13 protein-coding genes and 1 pseudogene are annotated in these 15,738 nt (G+C 67.7%); 10 read left to right on the top strand and 4 right to left on the bottom strand.

Annotated features, from left to right (window positions below; translation table 11 throughout):
• Positions 1-32 precede the first annotated feature (32 nt).
• From glcF to glcD, 3 genes are read right to left on the bottom strand one after another with little or no spacing between them, the layout of a single operon-like run.
• A complete protein-coding gene (gene glcF / locus HNO51_RS16400) occupies positions 33-1,268 on the bottom strand; it encodes a glycolate oxidase subunit GlcF (RefSeq protein WP_209537889.1) in 1,236 nt (411 codons plus the stop codon).
• A gap of 18 nt (positions 1,269-1,286) precedes the next feature.
• Entirely contained in the window at positions 1,287-2,393 is a 1,107-nt protein-coding gene (gene glcE, locus HNO51_RS16395; protein ID WP_209537888.1) for a glycolate oxidase subunit GlcE, read from the bottom strand.
• Between the two features lie 12 nt (positions 2,394-2,405).
• Positions 2,406-3,902, bottom strand: a complete 1,497-nt coding sequence (gene glcD, locus HNO51_RS16390; protein WP_209537887.1) for a glycolate oxidase subunit GlcD — start codon at positions 3,900-3,902, stop codon at positions 2,406-2,408.
• A 200-nt stretch (positions 3,903-4,102) separates the two neighbouring features.
• On the opposite strand from glcD, the gene glcC reads away from it, so the two are divergent.
• Positions 4,103-4,882, top strand: coding sequence for a transcriptional regulator GlcC (gene glcC / locus HNO51_RS16385; protein ID WP_209537886.1), 780 nt, complete (start codon positions 4,103-4,105; stop codon positions 4,880-4,882).
• Here the strand turns inward: glcC and HNO51_RS16380 are convergent.
• Complete coding sequence (locus HNO51_RS16380; RefSeq protein WP_197448309.1) at positions 4,879-5,562, bottom strand: GntR family transcriptional regulator; 684 nt, start codon at positions 5,560-5,562, stop codon at positions 4,879-4,881. The genes glcC and HNO51_RS16380 overlap by 4 nt on opposite strands.
• Before the next feature lie 174 nt (positions 5,563-5,736).
• Between HNO51_RS16380 and HNO51_RS16375 the strand changes: the two genes are divergently transcribed.
• The 9 genes and pseudogenes from HNO51_RS16375 (at position 5,737) to HNO51_RS16340 (ending at position 15,699) form a co-directional block, all read left to right on the top strand.
• Positions 5,737-6,204 carry a GlcG/HbpS family heme-binding protein gene (locus tag HNO51_RS16375; RefSeq protein ID WP_197448308.1) on the top strand — a complete coding sequence of 156 codons (468 nt, stop codon included), beginning with the start codon at positions 5,737-5,739 and terminating at the stop codon, positions 6,202-6,204.
• A 290-nt stretch (positions 6,205-6,494) separates the two neighbouring features.
• Positions 6,495-7,478 carry a TRAP transporter substrate-binding protein gene (locus HNO51_RS16370; protein WP_197448307.1) on the top strand — a complete coding sequence of 328 codons (984 nt, stop codon included), beginning with the start codon at positions 6,495-6,497 and terminating at the stop codon, positions 7,476-7,478.
• Between the two features lie 69 nt (positions 7,479-7,547).
• Positions 7,548-8,066: a TRAP transporter small permease gene (locus HNO51_RS16365; RefSeq protein WP_209537885.1), complete on the top strand. Its 519-nt coding sequence runs from the start codon at positions 7,548-7,550 to the stop codon at positions 8,064-8,066.
• A pseudogene (locus HNO51_RS21060) lies at positions 8,063-8,797 on the top strand (TRAP transporter large permease subunit); the annotation flags it as partial. The gene HNO51_RS16365 and the pseudogene HNO51_RS21060, both read left to right, overlap by 4 nt.
• Before the next feature lie 67 nt (positions 8,798-8,864).
• Positions 8,865-9,344 (top strand): TRAP transporter large permease subunit, encoded by a 480-nt coding sequence (locus tag HNO51_RS21055; protein WP_338035284.1) that lies wholly within the window; start codon positions 8,865-8,867, stop codon positions 9,342-9,344.
• A gap of 28 nt (positions 9,345-9,372) precedes the next feature.
• Positions 9,373-10,155 (top strand): enoyl-CoA hydratase, encoded by a 783-nt coding sequence (locus HNO51_RS16355; RefSeq protein WP_209537884.1) that lies wholly within the window; start codon positions 9,373-9,375, stop codon positions 10,153-10,155.
• A gap of 48 nt (positions 10,156-10,203) precedes the next feature.
• Positions 10,204-11,391: a CaiB/BaiF CoA transferase family protein gene (locus HNO51_RS16350; protein ID WP_209537883.1), complete on the top strand. Its 1,188-nt coding sequence runs from the start codon at positions 10,204-10,206 to the stop codon at positions 11,389-11,391.
• 67 nt (positions 11,392-11,458) lie between these two features.
• Positions 11,459-12,667: a pyridoxal-phosphate-dependent aminotransferase family protein gene (locus HNO51_RS16345; RefSeq protein WP_209537882.1), complete on the top strand. Its 1,209-nt coding sequence runs from the start codon at positions 11,459-11,461 to the stop codon at positions 12,665-12,667.
• Between the two features lie 35 nt (positions 12,668-12,702).
• On the top strand, positions 12,703-15,699 hold the full coding sequence (locus HNO51_RS16340; RefSeq protein ID WP_209537881.1) for an FAD-binding and (Fe-S)-binding domain-containing protein: 2,997 nt from the start codon (positions 12,703-12,705) through the stop codon (positions 15,697-15,699).
• Positions 15,700-15,738 lie beyond the last annotated feature (39 nt).

Raw genomic sequence — 15,738 nt, 5'->3', positions numbered from 1 at the left:
GATGTCGCTCGAAGCCCGAGGCTCGCTGCTCGTTACCGGCTCAATGCTTCGTCGACAATCTCGATCCAATGCCTGACCGGCGTGCGCCCCGCGCCGTTGAGGTGGGTCTGGCAGCCGATGTTGGCGGTCACGATGGTTTCCGGGTTGCCGGCCTCGAGGGCGTTGAGCTTGTTGTCGCGCAGCTGGGTGGCGAGTTCCGGCTGGGTGATCGAGTAGGTGCCCGCCGAGCCGCAGCAGAGGTGGGCGTCCTGGACCGGAGTAAGGGTGAAGCCGAGCTTGACCAGCACGCCCTCCACCGCGCCGCCGAGCTTCTGGGCGTGCTGCAGGGTACAGGGGCAGTGGAAGGCCAGCCGGCGGCCCGCGTTGACCTGGAGGCTCGTCAGCTCCTCGTCGCGCAGCACCTCGACCAGGTCCTTGGCCAGTTCGCTCACGCGCCTGGCCTTGTCGGCGTAGGCGGGGTCGTCCTTGAGGATGTCGCGGTACTCCTTGACGAAGGCGCCGCAGCCGCTGGCGGTCTGGACGATGGCTTCCGCGCCGGCCTCGATATGCGGCCACCAGGCGTCAATGTTGGCCCGCGCGCGGGCGCGGCCGTCGTCCTGGGCATTGAGGTGGAAGTCGATGGCGCCGCAGCAGCCGGCTTCGGCCACTGGCGTGAGGCCGATGCCCAGGCGATCCAGCACCCGCGCCGTGGCGGCGTTGGTATTGGGCGAGAGCCCCGGCTGCACGCAGCCCTCGAGAATCAGCATCTGCCGTGCGTGACGCTGGTGGTCGGGGCGCGCGCCGGCATCGACCGGCTTGGGCGGCAGCTTGTCCTTGAGCTTGCCGGGCACCAGCGGGCGGAAGGTCTGGCCCAGCTTGAGCAGCGCCTGGAAGCGCTTGGGCTCCACCAGGGCCTTGCGTAGGGCGTAGCGCTGGGCGCGGTCGGCGGCGCTGCGCGGCACCCGGCGCTCGATCTCGGCGCGGCCGATGTCGAGCAGCTTGTGGTACTCCACGCCGGAGGGGCAGGTGGTCTCGCAGTTGCGACAGGTCAGGCAGCGATCCAGGTGCAACCGGGTCTGCTCGGTGACGTTCTCGCTGTCGTCCGGGTTCTCCAGCATCTGCTTCATCAGGTAGATGCGCCCGCGCGGCCCGTCGCGCTCGTCGCCCAGCAGCTGGTAGGTGGGGCAGGTGGCGTTGCAGAAGCCGCAGTGCACGCAGCTGCGCAGGACGCGGTCGGCCTCCTGGATGTGCGGCTGCTGGAGGGCTTCCTCGGTGAAATGCGTCTGCATGTGGTGATCCTGTACGTCTCAGAACGCCGCGTAGAGCCGGCCGGGGTTGAACAGTCCCTTGGGGTCGAGCTGGGCCTTGAGGTTGCGGTGATACTTCATCAGCACCTCGGGCAGCGGCGTGAAGGGTTCCACCTCGGTCGGGCGCGGGCCGTAGCAGGTGGCGTGGCCGCCGGCGGCCTGGCAGGCGCGGCGCAGGGTGTCGGCGTCGAGGTCGGCGCACAGCCAGCGCTGGGCGCCGGCCCAGTCGTGAATCATCAGCCGCTCGACGACGCCGGGCAGTTCCAGCGTGGATGTGCGGTGGGGCAGCGAGAGCCGCCACAGCGGTGCTTTGGTCTCGTGGAGCGGGCCGGCGCGGAAGAAGGGCAGGCGCTGGTCGCGCAGGGCAGCCCAGAAGCCGCTATCGAGATCGTCGCCGCCGATACGCGCGCGGGTGGCGGCCACCGAGCTGGGGCCGCCTTCGAGGCGCAGGTGCAGGGCGCCGTCGAGCCAGGCGGCGGCGCTGATCGGCAGCGGTTCGCGGCCCCATTCGGCCAGGCGCAAACGGGCCTCGTCGAGAGAGAGCTCCAGGTGCAGGCTGTGGACGGCGCCGGGAATCGGCAGCACCTTGAACGAGACCTCGGTGATCAGCCCCAAAGTGCCCTGGGCGCCCACCATCAGCCGCGACAGGTCGTAGCCGGCGACGTTCTTCATCACCTCGCCGCCGAAGCGCTGCTCGTTGCCCTCGTGATTGATCACCCGGGCGCCCAGCACGAAGTCGCGCACGCTGCCGGCCCAGGGGCGGCGCGGGCCGGAGAGGCCGGTGGCGACCATGCCGCCCACGGTGCTTGCCGCGCCGTAGCGGGGCGGCTCGAAGGGCAGCATCTGGCCATGCTCGGCCAGGGCCGCCTCGAGCTCGGCCAGCGGCGTGCCGGCGCGCACCGAGACCACCAGCTCCACCGGGTCGTAGAAGCGGATACCGCAGTGCTCGCGAGTCGAGATTTCCTCGCCCGCCACCTCGCGGCCGTAGAAGAAGCGCGTGTCGCCGCCGACGATGCGCAGCGGGGTGTCCTCGGCGTTGGCCTGGCGGATACGCTCGGCCAGGGCTGCGCTGGCGTCATGGTCGGAGAGATGCGTTGCGTTTGCCATGGTCACTCCAGTTCAGCCTTGCAGGGTGCCGGGGGCGGTGTCGGCGCTCGCACTCTTGATGGTGCGGAACTCCGAGCAGCGCGCCGGGGTGGGGATGTTCTTGCCCGGGTTGAGCAGGTCGCGCGGGTCGAAGGCGGCCTTGGCGGCGCGGAAGGTGGCCAGTTCGTCGGGGCGGAACTGGGCGCACATCTGGTTGATCTTCTCGCGGCCGACGCCGTGCTCGCCGGTGATGGTGCCGCCGACCCGCACGCACAGCTCGAGGATCTCGCCGCCCAGCGCCTCGGCCACGGCCAGTTCGCCCTCGCGGTTGGCATCGAACAGGATCAGCGGGTGCATGTTGCCGTCGCCGGCGTGGAAGACGTTGGCGACCTTGAGCCCATAGCGCTCGGAGAGGTCGCTGATGCCCTTGAGCACGCGGGCCAGCTCGCGCCGCGGGATGGTGCCGTCCATGCAGTAGTAGTCGGGCGACATGCGCCCCACGGCGGGGAAGGCGTTCTTGCGCCCGGCCCAGAACCTGGCGCGTTCGGCGTCGTCGCGGGCCTGCTGGATGCCGGTGGCGCCGGCCTTCTCCAGCACGCGGCGCACGGTCTCGCAGTCGTCGTCGACGTCGGCCTCGACGCCGTCGAGCTCGCACAGCAGGATCGCCTCGGCCTCCACCGGGTAGCCGGCGCCAATGAAATCCTCGGCGGCGATGATGGCGAGCTTGTCCATCATCTCCAGGCCGCCCGGGATGATGCCGGCCTCGATGATGGCGCCGACCGCGTTGCCGGCCTTCTCGACGTCGTCGAAGCTGGCCATCAGCACCTTGGCGACCTCGGGCTTGGGCAGCAGCTTGACGGTGATCTCGGTGACCACCCCGAGCATGCCCTCGGAGCCGTTGAACAGCGCCAGCAGGTCGAAGCCGGGGGCGTCCAGGGCATCGCTACCGAGCGTCATGCGCTCGCCTTCGATGGTGAGAATCTCGACCTTGATCACGTTGTGCACGGTGAGGCCGTATTTCAGGCAGTGCACGCCGCCGGCGTTCTCCGCTACGTTGCCGCCGATGGAGCAGGCGATCTGCGACGAGGGGTCCGGCGCGTAGTAGAGCCCGTAGGGCGAGGCCGCCTCGGAGATGGCCAGGTTGCGCACGCCGGGTTCGACCCGGGCGATGCGCGCCTCGGGGTCGATCTCGAGAATGCGCGCGAATCGCGACATCACCAGCAGCACGCCGTGGGTGAGCGGCAGGGCGCCGGCGGAAAGCCCGGTACCGGCGCCGCGGGTGACCACCGGCACGCCGAGGCGATGGCACTCCACCAGCAGGCGCTGGACCTGGTCGAGGGAGTCGGGCAGCGCCACCAGCAGCGGCAGGGTGCGATAGACGGAGAGCCCGTCGCACTCGAAGGGGCGCATGTCCTCCTCGCGGTCGAGCAGCGTCATGCCCGGGATGGCCTGGGCGAGGGTGTCACGGATGGCCGCCCTGTCCAGCGTCGGAACGGGGCCGTCGAGTCGTTCGTCGTAGAGGATGTTCATCAAGCGCCTCAATTGCGAGTCTTGGCGACAGGGTTGTCCTTGTGCAGGGCCCAATTTGCGCCCAGGCGGCCCTTCTGTCCAGCCTGCGGTCTACTGGTATGACCAGTTGTTCTCGGCTATGTTGGAAATTATTTTCATGTTAAACCATGGCGCATTCGGCCGAGCGACTCAAGGCGAACTTCACAGGCCCGGAGGAAGGCATGTTTCAGGATAGTGAACAGAAGCTGCCGACGCGCACGCCGGATGCGGTGGCGGCGCGTCTCGAGCGGCTGATCCTTGATGGCGTGTTCCGCCCGGGCCAGCTGCTGCCCTCGGAGCGTCGCCTGTGCGATCGCCTCGGCGTCTCGCGCACCTCATTGAGGGAGGGGCTGCGCGTGCTGCGCAGCAAGGGCATCATCGTGACCCGACAGGGGCGGGGTTCCGTAGTGGCGGAGCTGGTGACGGGACGCGACGACAGCCCGCTGATGCACCTGTTTCGCGACCACCCACGCACGCTGTACGACCTGCTGGAAGTGCGCTCGCTGCTCGAAGGGGAGTCGGCCCGGCTCGCGGCGCAGCGTGCCACCCCGGCGGACCGGGTGATGATCCAGCGTCGCTACGAGGCCATGGTCGAGTACGTCGAAGACGACGCCATCGACGTGGAGCGGCTGGCGCACCTGGACCACGCCTTTCACCTGGCGATCTGCCAGGCCTCGCACAACCCCGTGCTGGTGCATACGCTGCAGTCGCTCACCGACCTGCTGCTCAGCTCCGTGTTCGCCTCGGTGAAGAATCTCTATCATCGCGAGGTGCCGCGGCAGATGATCAACCGCCAGCATGCCCGCCTCTATCGGGCGGTGATGGAAGGCAAGCCCGAGGCAGCCCGTCGCGCGGCGCTCGATCATCTTGCCGGCATCGCGGCGCAGCTGCGCGAGATCGAAGCCGAGGATCAGCGCCTGGAGCGATCGGCCATGCGGCTGAAGGAGTGGGAGTCGAGCTAGGCGGTCATCTCGTCGGCGGCCGAGGCTTCCTCGATAACCCCGGCGAGGCTGGCGACCTCGAGCTTGTTGCACAGGTGGTCGCGCAGGATCTGGCCGAGGCGCTTACCGTCGCGCGCTTCCAGCGCCACGATCATGTGCTCGTGATCCTGAACCGCCCGCCGCCAGAAGCTCTCAGTCATCTTCTTGGAGTAGCGCACGCGCTTTACGCGCTGGTTGAGCCCCTTGTACATCTCCTGCAGGACCTCGTTGCCGGAGGCCTGCAGGATGCCTTCGTGAATCTGCTGGTTGATCTGGAAATACTCGGCCAGATTGCGCTCCCGGTAGTGCATGAGCATCGTGTCGTGGAGGCGACGGATCTCGCGGATGCCTTCGTCGCTGATGTTGCGGCAGGCGAGCTCTCCCGACAGCCCCTCGAGGGCCCCCATCAGGTCGTACGTATCCTTCACCATCTTCACGGTCAGGCGCATCACCCGGGCGCCACGATTGGGCAGCAGTTCGGTGAGCCCTTCGGCGGCCAGCACCTTGAGGGCCTCTCGCAGCGGCGTGCGCGAAACCCCGAAGCGTTCGCACAGCTCCTTCTCCGATATGCGCTCCCCAGGGGCCAGGTCCCCCTGCTCGATGAGCTCACGAATGCGGTCAGCCACTTCCAGGTACAGGTTACGGTGCTGAATCTTGCTCATGTCGATTCCTTGGATGGCCGCCTCGTTTGACTTGCAGATCCGCTTCGCCCGGGTGCACGGCCGTATTTGGCGGATTGACCTCATGTCCTGCAAGGTATAATGAATGCAAAATTCAGACAAGTCCGTACCCGGCCGCTTGACGGTGGCCCCCAACTTGCCCCCAGGAGATGCCTCATGGCCGGAAAGGTCTTTCGCAGCCACTTTCAGCTCAGCCGCCTCCAAGCACGCGCCATCCTCGACGGCGCCTTCGCCGAGGCGCGGATTCGCGAGATGGAGCCCCTGACCGCCGTGGTGCTGGATGGGGGCGGTCAGGTCGTGGCGGCCGAGCGCGAGGACGGCTGCGCACCGCTGCGCTTTGCGGTCGCGCAGGGCAAAGCCTACGCGGCGCTGGGCAACGGCGTCGCCAGCGCGGTGGTCGGCGAGCGCAACCTCGATCGGCCCGCCTTCCTGGCCAGCGTGGCGGCCGCCTCCGGTGGGCGTTTCGTGGCGGTCGCCGGCGGCGTCCTCATCCTCGACGAGCTGCAGCGCGTGATCGGCGCCGTTGGTGTCAGCGGTGCCTCGTCGTCAGACGACGAGCGAGCCGCCGTGGCCGGTATCGCGGCCGCCGGCCTGGCCTGGGGGCTCTCTCCCGATCCCGCCTGAGGGATCGGCCCCGGCACGCTCTTCCCTTTCCTTCCCGTGTCGCGCCGCTCGATGGTACGGCAGTGGTGGTGGATCGCTTTCTCACGCTGCGTCAAGCGCCTCGCGACTAAAGTTTAATACCTAATTCTGAATTTTGAATTCAGATTGAAACGGTGAGTTTGTCACTGACACGGCTGGGTGGTCTGAGGTGACCCGCCCATGAGCGGTGTCTGTCACGACCGGAGACTGCCGGGCGCGGGCCACACGCTCTGGCAGCGACGTACAACAACAAGCCAGCACTGGAGCAGCCAATGAAACCGATAACGACAGCCCTCCTGACCACCGCCCTGGCACTGGGCCTGCCAAGCCTGGGCATGGCCCAGACCGAGTTGCAGTTCGGCCACGTCGGCAACCCCGGGTCGCTGTTCGATGCTTCCGCCAAGGAATTCGCCGAGCGCGCCAACGAGAAGCTGGGCGACGACTATCGGGTGGAGGTCTATGGGTCGAGCCAGCTCGGCGGCGACAGCTCACTGATGCAGAAGCTCAAGCTCGGACAGGTGACCTTCGCGCTTCCGTCGACGGTGATGTCGTCGGTGGTGGATGAGTTCGGCCTGTTCGAGATGCCCTACCTGATCAAGGACAGGGAGCACATGAAGCGGGTCATCGAGGAGGTCATCGAGCCCGATCTCTACCCGCTGGTTGAGGCGGAGGGCTACAAGATCCTCGCCGTGTGGGAGAACGGCTTCCGCCAGATCACCAACAGTCGGCGGCCGATCGAGACGCCTGAGGATCTGCAGGGCCTCAAGCTGCGGACACCCGAAGGCAGGTGGCGAGTGCGCATGTTCGAGGAGTACGGCGCCAATCCCTCGCCCATGGCGCTCTCGGAGGTCTTCACCGCGCTGCAGACCGGCACCATGGACGGCCAGGAGAACCCCCTGGTGCAGATCCATTCCCAGAAGTTCCAAGAGGTCCAGGACTACCTCTCCATGACCAACCACGTCTACACGCCGGCCTATGTGGTGGTTTCCAAGAGCCACTGGGAAGACCTGCCGGAGGAGGTGCGCGAGGTGCTGGAGGAGACTGCCCAGGAGGTCCAGGATTTCGTCTACGAGACCGCCGCCAGGCAGGACGAGGAGCTGCTCGGCGAGATGGAGGCGGCCGGGATGGAGATCAACGAGGCCGACCAGCAGGCGTTCATCGACGCCAGCGGCCCCATCTACGAGCGCTTCGACGAGGAGGTGGAAGGCGGCGGTGACCTGGTCGACCGGGTCCTGGCTCTTGGCGAAGAAGAGTGAACCCCGCTGCGTGATCCCAAGGCCGCCCCGTCCGGGGCGGTCCTTCCCATGCTCGATGGAGTCGATGGCATGTCCCTTGCGAAACTGCGAGCGGGTTTCGAGTGGCTGCTCGAGGTCGTCACCATGCTCCTGGTGGTGGCTCTCACGGTGATCGTGCTGCTCGGTGTCTCCTTCCGCTATACCGGCAATTCCCTGAGCTGGTACGACGAGGTGGCCGCTGTGATGCTGGCCTGGGTGACCTACTATGGCGCCGCTCTGGCCTCACTCAAGCGCGCCCATATCAGCGTGCCGGGGTTCGTCTACTCCCGCCCCCGTGCCGTGCGCGTGACCCTGGTGGCGATCGGTGAGGCCATCATCATCGCCTTCTTCGTGCTGCTCGCCTACTACGGCGTCTACGTCATCCAGGTACTCGGCGGCTCGACCCTGGTCAGCGTGCCGATTCCCACGGCCGTGACCCAGTCGACCATCCCCATCGGCGCGGGGCTGTATGTCGTCGCCGAGCTGCTCAACCTCCCGGCCATCCTGCGTGAGGCCTGGGACGGCAAGCGGCCGCCCTCGGAGCAGGACATCGTGGAGGAGCTGCAATGACGACGACACTGATCCTGCTGGCCGGGCTGGCCATGATCTTCATCAACATCCCCATCGCGGTGGCGCTGGGAGCGGTCTCCATCGTCGCGATACTGGTCCTGCAGGGGCCGAACGGCCTGCTCGGTTTCCCGCTGGTGATGTTCGAGGGCTCGACCAAGTTCCCGTTGATCGCCATTCCGCTGTTCATCCTGGCCGGCGCCATCATGAACACCGGGGGTATCTCGCGCCGCCTGATCGACTTCGCCTCCGCGCTGCTGGGCTTCATCCGCGGCGGGCTGGCCATGGTCAACGTCGGCACCTCGCTGTTCTTCGCCGAGATCTCCGGCTCCGCCGTGGCCGACGTGGCCGCCCTCGGCTCCATCCTGATGCCGGAGATGAAGCGCAAGGGCTACCCGGCGCCGTTCGCCGCCGCCATTACCTCCTCGTCGGCCTCGCTGGCGATCATCATCCCGCCCTCCATCCCGATGATCCTGTATGCCGCCATGGCCGATACCTCGGTGGTCCAGCTGTTCGTCGCCGGCATCGTACCGGGCCTCGTCGGCGGGGTCTTGATGATGGCGCTCGCCTGGTATTTCGCGGTCCGCTACAACTGGCCGGTGGAGCATACCTTCCAACTGAAGCGGGTGTGGACCACCTTCAAGGCGGCGGGGCTCGCCTTCGTGCTGCCGCTGGTCATTCTCGGCGGGATCTTCGGCGGCTTCATGACCGCCACCGAAGGGGCGGCCCTGGCGGTGCTGGCGGCGCTGCTGATCAGCTTCCGCTACGGCGAGCTGCGTTGGGGCGAAGCTGCGCGCGGCGATGGTCGAGGGTGGCGTGCAGACCGCCGTGGTCATGCTGCTGGTGGCGAGCTCGGCGCTGCTCGGGGACTTCCTCACCCGCGCCCAGCTGCCGCAGATGCTGGCGATGATGATCAGCGACTTCACTGCCAACAAGTACATGGTCCTCGCGCTGCTGAACCTCTTTTTGCTGCTGATCGGCATGATCCTGCACTCGGCGGCTGCAATCATCCTCACCGTGCCCATCGTCATGCCGCTGGTGATGATGGTCGGCATCGACCCCGTCCACTTCGGCATGATCGTCACCCTCAACCTGGCGATCGGCCAGCAGACACCGCCGGTGGCCAGCGTGCTGATGACGGCCTGCTCGGTGGCCAAGGCCGACATCTGGGAGGTGTCGAAGGCCAACGTGCCGTTCGTCATCCTGCTGTTCATCCTGTTGATGCTGGTGACTTACGTGCCGCTCTTCCCGATGGGCCTGGTGGAGCTGTTCTACCGCTGACCCCGACGACACTGAGAGGAGGCTGCCGATGGCTGACGCCCTGATCTTCCGACGCGAGGACCGCCTCGCCTGGATCGGCTTCAACCGGCCCGAGAGTCGCAACGCCATGACCTGGGAGATGTACGACGCGCTCGAGGCGTGCTGCAACCGCCTGGCCGAGGACGACGAGGTCCAGGCGGTGGTGCTGCACGGCGTCGGCGGCGAGGCCTTCGTCGCCGGCACCGACATCTCCCAGTTCGCCCACTTCGAAGCCGCGGAGGACGCCATCGACTATGAGCGGCGGATCGACCGGGTGGTGGGCAAGCTGGAACGCCTGCCCAAGCCCACCATCGCCCTGATCGAGGGTGCCTGCGTGGGCGGCGGGGCGGCCCTGGCACTGGTCTGTGACTTCCGCTACTGCACGCCGTCGATGAAGTTCGGCGTGCCCATCGCCAGGACGCTGGGCAACACCCTGTCGATGACCAACGTCGCGCGGATGGTGGAGATGATCGGTGTCGCCCGCACCAAGGAGGCGCTGATGATGGCCAAGCTGTTCGATGCCGAGGAGGCGCGGCAGGCGGGGCTGGTCAACGGCGTCTTCGCCGCGGAAGCGATCGTCGACGAGGTGACCGCCATCGCCGCCGCCTTCGGCCGGCGCGCGCCGCTCACCGTGCAGGCCAGCAAGGCGCTGGTGGGGCGGGTACTGGCCGAGCGCCGGGCCGCCGCCGATGCCGGCGACGACTGGGTCGCCGCCTGCTACACGAGCGGCGACTTCAAGGCGGCGGTGGAAAAGTTCCTACACAAGACACCCTTCGAATGGACCGGCCGCTGACCCGGTGGTCGCGGCCGCCACGCCAACCACACAAGCGAGGTGAAACCCATGCTTCCCCTGGAAGGACTCAAGGTACTCGACGTCTCGCAGATCATGGCCGGGCCCTACTGCACCATGGTGCTGGCCGACATGGGCGCGGAGGTGATCAAGGTCGAGAAGCTCAACGGCGGCGACGACAGCCGCCAGATGGGCCCCTACGTCAACGACGAGTCGACCTGTTTCTCGCAGATCAACCGCAACAAGAAGAGCATCTCGCTCAACCTCAAGGATGAGCGGGCCCGGGAGATCTTCTACCGCCTGGCCAAGGACGCCGATGTCATCGTCGAGAACTATCGCACCGGGGTGACACGGTCGCTTGCCATCGACTACGACACCATCAAGGCGATCAACCCCGCCATCATCTACTGCTCGATCTCGGGCTACGGGCAGACCGGCCCCTACAGCCATCGCGGCGGTTTCGACCTGGTGGCCCAGGGCATGACCGGCCTGATGTCGATGACCGGGGAGCCGGGGCGACGCCCGCTGAAGACCGGCATCGCGGTCTACGACATCGGGGCGGGGATCACGGCCGTCTACTCGATCCTGGCGGCCTACATCCACCGCAGCGGCACCGGCGAGGGGCAGCACATCGACATCGCCATCACCGAATGCGGGCTGCCCTGGTTCACCTGGGAGGCGGCGGCCTACTTCGCCGAGGGCAGGGTCCCCGGGCCCACCGGCTGGCGGCATCGGGTGTCGGCGCCCTACCAGGCGGTCAAGACCAGCGACGGCTACATCATGCTGGGCTGCGCCAATCAGCGAACCTGGGAGCGCTTCTGCCGTGACGTGCTCCAGCGCGAGGACCTGATGAGCGATCCGCGTTTCCTGACCAACCATGACCGCGGCCAGCACGTCGAGGAGCTCGAGGCGGTGGTGGAGGAGATCCTGGTCGAACGGGACATGAACCACTGGCTGGCCCTGTGCGACAAGGCCGGGGTCCCGGCCGGGCCGATCAACGACTTCGCCCAGGCCATGCAGGACGAGCACTACCTGGCCAGGGGCATGGTGCAGGAGATGGAACACCCCGTCATCGGCAGCATGAAGACCCTCGGCTTTCCCAGCAAGTTCTCGCGCACCCCGTCGCAGATCCGGAGCCCGGCGCCGCTGTTCGGCCAGCACACCGACGAGGTCCTGGCGCAGCTGGGCCTCTCCGCGGAGCAGCGCGAGACACTGCGGGAAGAGGGCTGCATCAAGTAGGGCGCTGCTTTGTTGTCAGTAAATGAATTCATTATCAAAAATGCAAAACCCTCTCGGAGGTAGTCGCATGTTGAATCTCGATTTCCATCCTTCCGGCCGCCACTTCCTGCAGATCCCCGGCCCCTCACCGGTGCCGGACCGCATCCTGCGCGCCATGAGCCTGCCGACCATCGATCACCGCGGCCCGGAGTTCGGTGCCCTGGGGCTCACGCTGCTGGCCAAGCTCAAGCAGGTCTTCAAGACCGAGGGTCCCGTGATCATCTACCCGGCCTCCGGTACCGGCGCCTGGGAGGCGGCGCTCGCCAACACCCTGTCGCCGGGCGACCGGGTACTGATGTTCGAGACCGGCCACTTCGCCACCCTGTGGCACACGATGGCACGACGCCTGCAGCTCGACCCCGAGTTCATCGGCCTGCCCGGCTACGAGGGGTGGCGCCACGGGGTGCGGGCCGACATGATCGAGGCGCGCCTGAGGGAGGACCCGGCGCACGAGATCAAGGCGGTCTGCGTGGTCCACAACGAGACCTCCACTGGAGTGACCAGCGACATCGCCGCAGTGCGCCGCGCCATCGATGCCGCCGGGCACCCGGCGCTGCTGCTGGTCGATACCATCTCGGGCCTGGCCAGCGCCGACTATCGCCACGACGAGTGGGGGGTCGACGTGACCATCTCCGGCTCCCAGAAGGGCCTGATGCTGCCCCCGGGGATCAGCTTCAACGCCGTCTCCGAGCGGGCCATCGAGGCGAGCCACCACAACCGCATGCCGAAGAGCTTCTGGGCCTGGGACGAGATCCTCGAGGCCAACCAGAACGGCTACTGGCCCTATACCCCCAGCACCAACCTGCTCTACGGGCTCAACGAGTCGCTCGACATGCTGCTGGAGGAGGGGCTCGACCAGGTGCTGGCGCGCCACCAGCGCTGGGCCGCCGGCGTGCGCCAGGCGGTGGCGGCCTGGGGCCTGGAGATCCAGTGCCAGGATCCTGCCGTCTATTCGCCGGTGCTGACCGGCGTGGTGATGCCCGAAGGTGTCGATGCCGACGCGGTGCGCAAGCTCATCTACGAGCGCTTCGACCTGTCGTTGGGCACCGGCCTGGGCAAGGCCAAGGGCAAGATGTTCCGCATCGGCCACCTGGGCGACTGCAACGACCTGACCCTGATCGCCACCCTGGGCGGCTGCGAGGCGGGCATGAAACTCGCCGGTGTGCCGCTGGCGGGCAGCGGCGTGGGTGCCGCACTCGACTACTTCGCCCACCACCCGCTCGACGCCATCCGCTGAGCGGCGGCTTTTACCAGCACGACCAGGAGGGCAGCATGACGTCCCTGAACGAGAACGCCCGGTCTCGGGATGCCCGGGTCCAGCCGGTCAGCGAACTGGCCGCGCGGCTGGCGCGCGAGGTGCAGGGCGAGGTGCTGTTCGACCACGCCTCGCGGGGCCGCTACTCGACGGATGCCTCGATCTACCAGGCGATGCCGATCGGTGTGGTGGTCCCACGCGACCAGCACGACCTGAGGCGCGCGCTCGATATCGCCCGCGATGCCCGCGTGCCGGTGCTGGCGCGGGGCGCCGGCACCAGCCAGTGCGGCCAGACGGTGGGCGAGGCGGTGATCCTCGACGCCTCCCGCTGGCTCAACCGGATCGTCGAGTTCGACCCCGAGGCGCGCACCGTGGTGGTCGAGCCGGGCATCGTGCTCGATCACCTCAACGCCTGGCTCAAGCCCCACGGGCTGTGGTATCCGGTCGATGTCTCGACCAGCGCCCAGTGCACCCTGGGCGGCATGGCCGGCAACAACTCCTGCGGTTCGCGCTCGATCCGCTACGGCAACATGGTGCACAACGTGCTGGGGCTGGATGCGATCCTCGCCGACGGAAGTGAAGGCCACTTCGGTTTCGTCGACAGGCTGCCGGACACGGGCCGCGTGCGGGAACTGGCCGACCGGGTTCGTGCCGTCGCCGACGGTGTGGCCGAGGAGATCCGCGGGCACTTTCCCCGGGTGTTGCGGCGGGTAGGCGGCTACAACCTCGATCTGTTCGACTGCCAGAATCCGATGCCCTACGACCCCGACGCGCGGCCCAACCTGGCGCATCTGCTGGTGGGCTCGGAAGGAACCCTGGCGGTCACGCAGCGGTTGACGCTCAGGCTGTCGCCGTTGCCCGAGCACAAGGTCCTCGGCGTGGTGAACTTTCCCACCTTCTACCAGGCGATGGACGTCACCCAGCACATCGTGACCCTTGACCCCACCGCGGTGGAGCTGGTCGACCGCACCATGATCGAGCTGTCGCTGGAGAACCCCGCGTTTCGTCCGGTGATCGAGAAGGCCCTGATCGGTCGGCCCCAGGCGGTGCTGCTGGTGGAGTTCGCCGGGCAGGAGCGCGAGGCGCTGCTGGCATCGCTGGCACGCCTCAACGAACTGATGGCCGACCTGGGCCTGCCGGGGAGCGTGGTCGACATGCCCGAGCCGGCCGAGCAGAAGGCGCTGTGGAATGTGCGCAAGGCCGGGCTCAACATCATGATGAGCATGAAGGGTGACGCCAAGCCGGTCTCCTTCATCGAGGACTGCGCGGTGCCGCTCGAGCACCTGGCCGAGTACACCGACAAGCTGACCGAGGTGTTCCATCGGCATGGCACCGAGGGCACCTGGTACGCCCATGCCAGTGTCGGCACGCTACATGTGCGGCCGATCCTCGACATGCGCCGCGGCGGTGCCGAGAAGATGCGCGAGATCGCCGAGCAGGCCTCGGCCCTGGTGCGCGAGTACAAGGGGGCCTACTCGGGGGAGCACGGCGACGGGCTGTGTCGTGGCGAATGGGTGGCCTGGCAGTTCGGCAGCGCCGTCAATGACGCCTTCAAGGAGGTGAAGCGGCTGTTCGATCCCAACAACCGCCTCAACCCGGGCAAGATCGTCGATACGCCGAGAATGGACGACGAGCGCTACTTCCGCTTTCCGCGCCACTACCAGCGCATTCCGCTGACGCCGGCCTTCGACTGGTCGGCGTGGAACGTCAGGCGGGACCCGCGGAGCGGTGAGCTGAGCGCACCCGGCAGCGGCGACGACCTCACTCATGGCCTGGCGATGGCGGTGGAGATGTGCAACAACAACGGCCATTGCCGCAAGTTCGACGCCGGCACCATGTGCCCGAGCTATCGCGTCACCAGGGCGGAACAGCATCTCACTCGCGGACGCGCCAATACCCTGCGCCTGGTGCTCTCGGGGCAGCTCGGTGACGAGGGCCTGGCAGGCGACGCGGTCAAGGAGGCGCTGGACCTGTGCGTGTCGTGCAAGGGCTGCCGGCGCGACTGCCCGACCGGTGTCGACATGGCCAAGTTCAAGATCGAGGCGCGCGCGGCCCGGGTCCGGGCCAGGGGGCTTGCACTGCGCGATCGCCTGGTCGGCGAGCTGCCGCGCTATGCCCCCTGGGCGAGCCGGCTGTCGGGCCTGTTGGGCGCGGTCCAGCGGCTGCCTGTCGTCTCGCGGCGGGTCAAGCGGGCGCTGGGCTTGGCCGAGCAGCGGGACTTCCCCAGGTTCCGTGGCAACTTCCTGGCCGAAGCGCATGCTCCATCGGCGCAGGGGAGCCGCGAGGTGGTGCTGTTCGTCGACACCTTCAACAACTACATGGAGAACGACATCGCCCGCGCCGCCAGGCGGGTGCTCGAGGCGGCCGGTTATCGCGTGCACCTCAACGTCACGCCGGGCGAACGCCCGCTGTGCTGCGGGCGCACCTACCTCTCCTCCGGCCAGTTCGACAAGGCCAGGGCCGAGGCGCGGCGCGCCCTCGACCACCTGCTGCCCTACGTCGAGCGCGGCGTGCCGATCGTCGGGCTCGAGCCGTCGTGCCTGCTGAGCATGCGCGACGAGTTCCTGCAGTACGGCTTCGGGGAGGCGGCACGAGGGCTGGCCGAGTCGGCCCTGCTGTTCGAGGAGTTCCTGGTCAGGGCGCGGGCAGCCGGCGAGTTACCCCTTGCGCTGAAGCCGGTCGGTCATGCGCGGGCCCTGTTGCACGGCCACTGCCATCAGAAGGCCTTCGACGCGCTGCGCCCCGTGGAGACGGTGCTGTCATGGATCCCCGGGCTCGCGGTCGAGACCATCGACTCCTCGTGCTGCGGCATGGCCGGTAGTTTCGGCTACGAGGCCGAGCATTACGGGACTTCGATGCAGATGGCCGAGCTCAGCCTGTTGCCCGCCGTGCGCGCGGCGGGCGAGGATACCGTGATCGTGGCCGATGGCACCAGCTGCCGCCATCAGATCCACGACGGCAGTGGCCGCAGGGCGGTGCACGTGGCGCTGCTGCTGGAGCAGGCGCTGGCGTGAGGCATGGCCGAGGACAGGGCCCGGGCGCTGCAGGCGGCG

Source organism: Billgrantia sulfidoxydans, from assembly GCF_017868775.1.
In the GTDB taxonomy this organism is placed as follows: domain Bacteria; phylum Pseudomonadota; class Gammaproteobacteria; order Pseudomonadales; family Halomonadaceae; genus Halomonas; species Halomonas sulfidoxydans.
This window is presented reverse-complemented; position numbering and strand designations above follow the sequence as displayed.

What these genes read in the sequence shown, in the direction of transcription:
- glcF (WP_209537889.1), bottom strand. Translation starts at nt 1,268, where the DNA reads ATGCAGACGCATTTCACCGAGGAAGCCCTCCAGCAGCCGCACATCCAG.
- glcE (WP_209537888.1), bottom strand. Translation starts at nt 2,393, where the DNA reads ATGGCAAACGCAACGCATCTCTCCGACCATGACGCCAGCGCAGCCCTG.
- glcD (WP_209537887.1), bottom strand. Translation starts at nt 3,902, where the DNA reads ATGAACATCCTCTACGACGAACGACTCGACGGCCCCGTTCCGACGCTG.
- glcC (WP_209537886.1), top strand. Translation starts at nt 4,103, where the DNA reads ATGTTTCAGGATAGTGAACAGAAGCTGCCGACGCGCACGCCGGATGCG.
- HNO51_RS16380 (WP_197448309.1), bottom strand. Translation starts at nt 5,562, where the DNA reads ATGAGCAAGATTCAGCACCGTAACCTGTACCTGGAAGTGGCTGACCGC.
- HNO51_RS16375 (WP_197448308.1), top strand. Translation starts at nt 5,737, where the DNA reads ATGGCCGGAAAGGTCTTTCGCAGCCACTTTCAGCTCAGCCGCCTCCAA.
- HNO51_RS16370 (WP_197448307.1), top strand. Translation starts at nt 6,495, where the DNA reads ATGAAACCGATAACGACAGCCCTCCTGACCACCGCCCTGGCACTGGGC.
- HNO51_RS16365 (WP_209537885.1), top strand. Translation starts at nt 7,548, where the DNA reads ATGTCCCTTGCGAAACTGCGAGCGGGTTTCGAGTGGCTGCTCGAGGTC.
- HNO51_RS21055 (WP_338035284.1), top strand. Translation starts at nt 8,865, where the DNA reads ATGGTCGAGGGTGGCGTGCAGACCGCCGTGGTCATGCTGCTGGTGGCG.
- HNO51_RS16355 (WP_209537884.1), top strand. Translation starts at nt 9,373, where the DNA reads ATGGCTGACGCCCTGATCTTCCGACGCGAGGACCGCCTCGCCTGGATC.
- HNO51_RS16350 (WP_209537883.1), top strand. Translation starts at nt 10,204, where the DNA reads ATGCTTCCCCTGGAAGGACTCAAGGTACTCGACGTCTCGCAGATCATG.
- HNO51_RS16345 (WP_209537882.1), top strand. Translation starts at nt 11,459, where the DNA reads ATGTTGAATCTCGATTTCCATCCTTCCGGCCGCCACTTCCTGCAGATC.
- HNO51_RS16340 (WP_209537881.1), top strand. Translation starts at nt 12,703, where the DNA reads ATGACGTCCCTGAACGAGAACGCCCGGTCTCGGGATGCCCGGGTCCAG.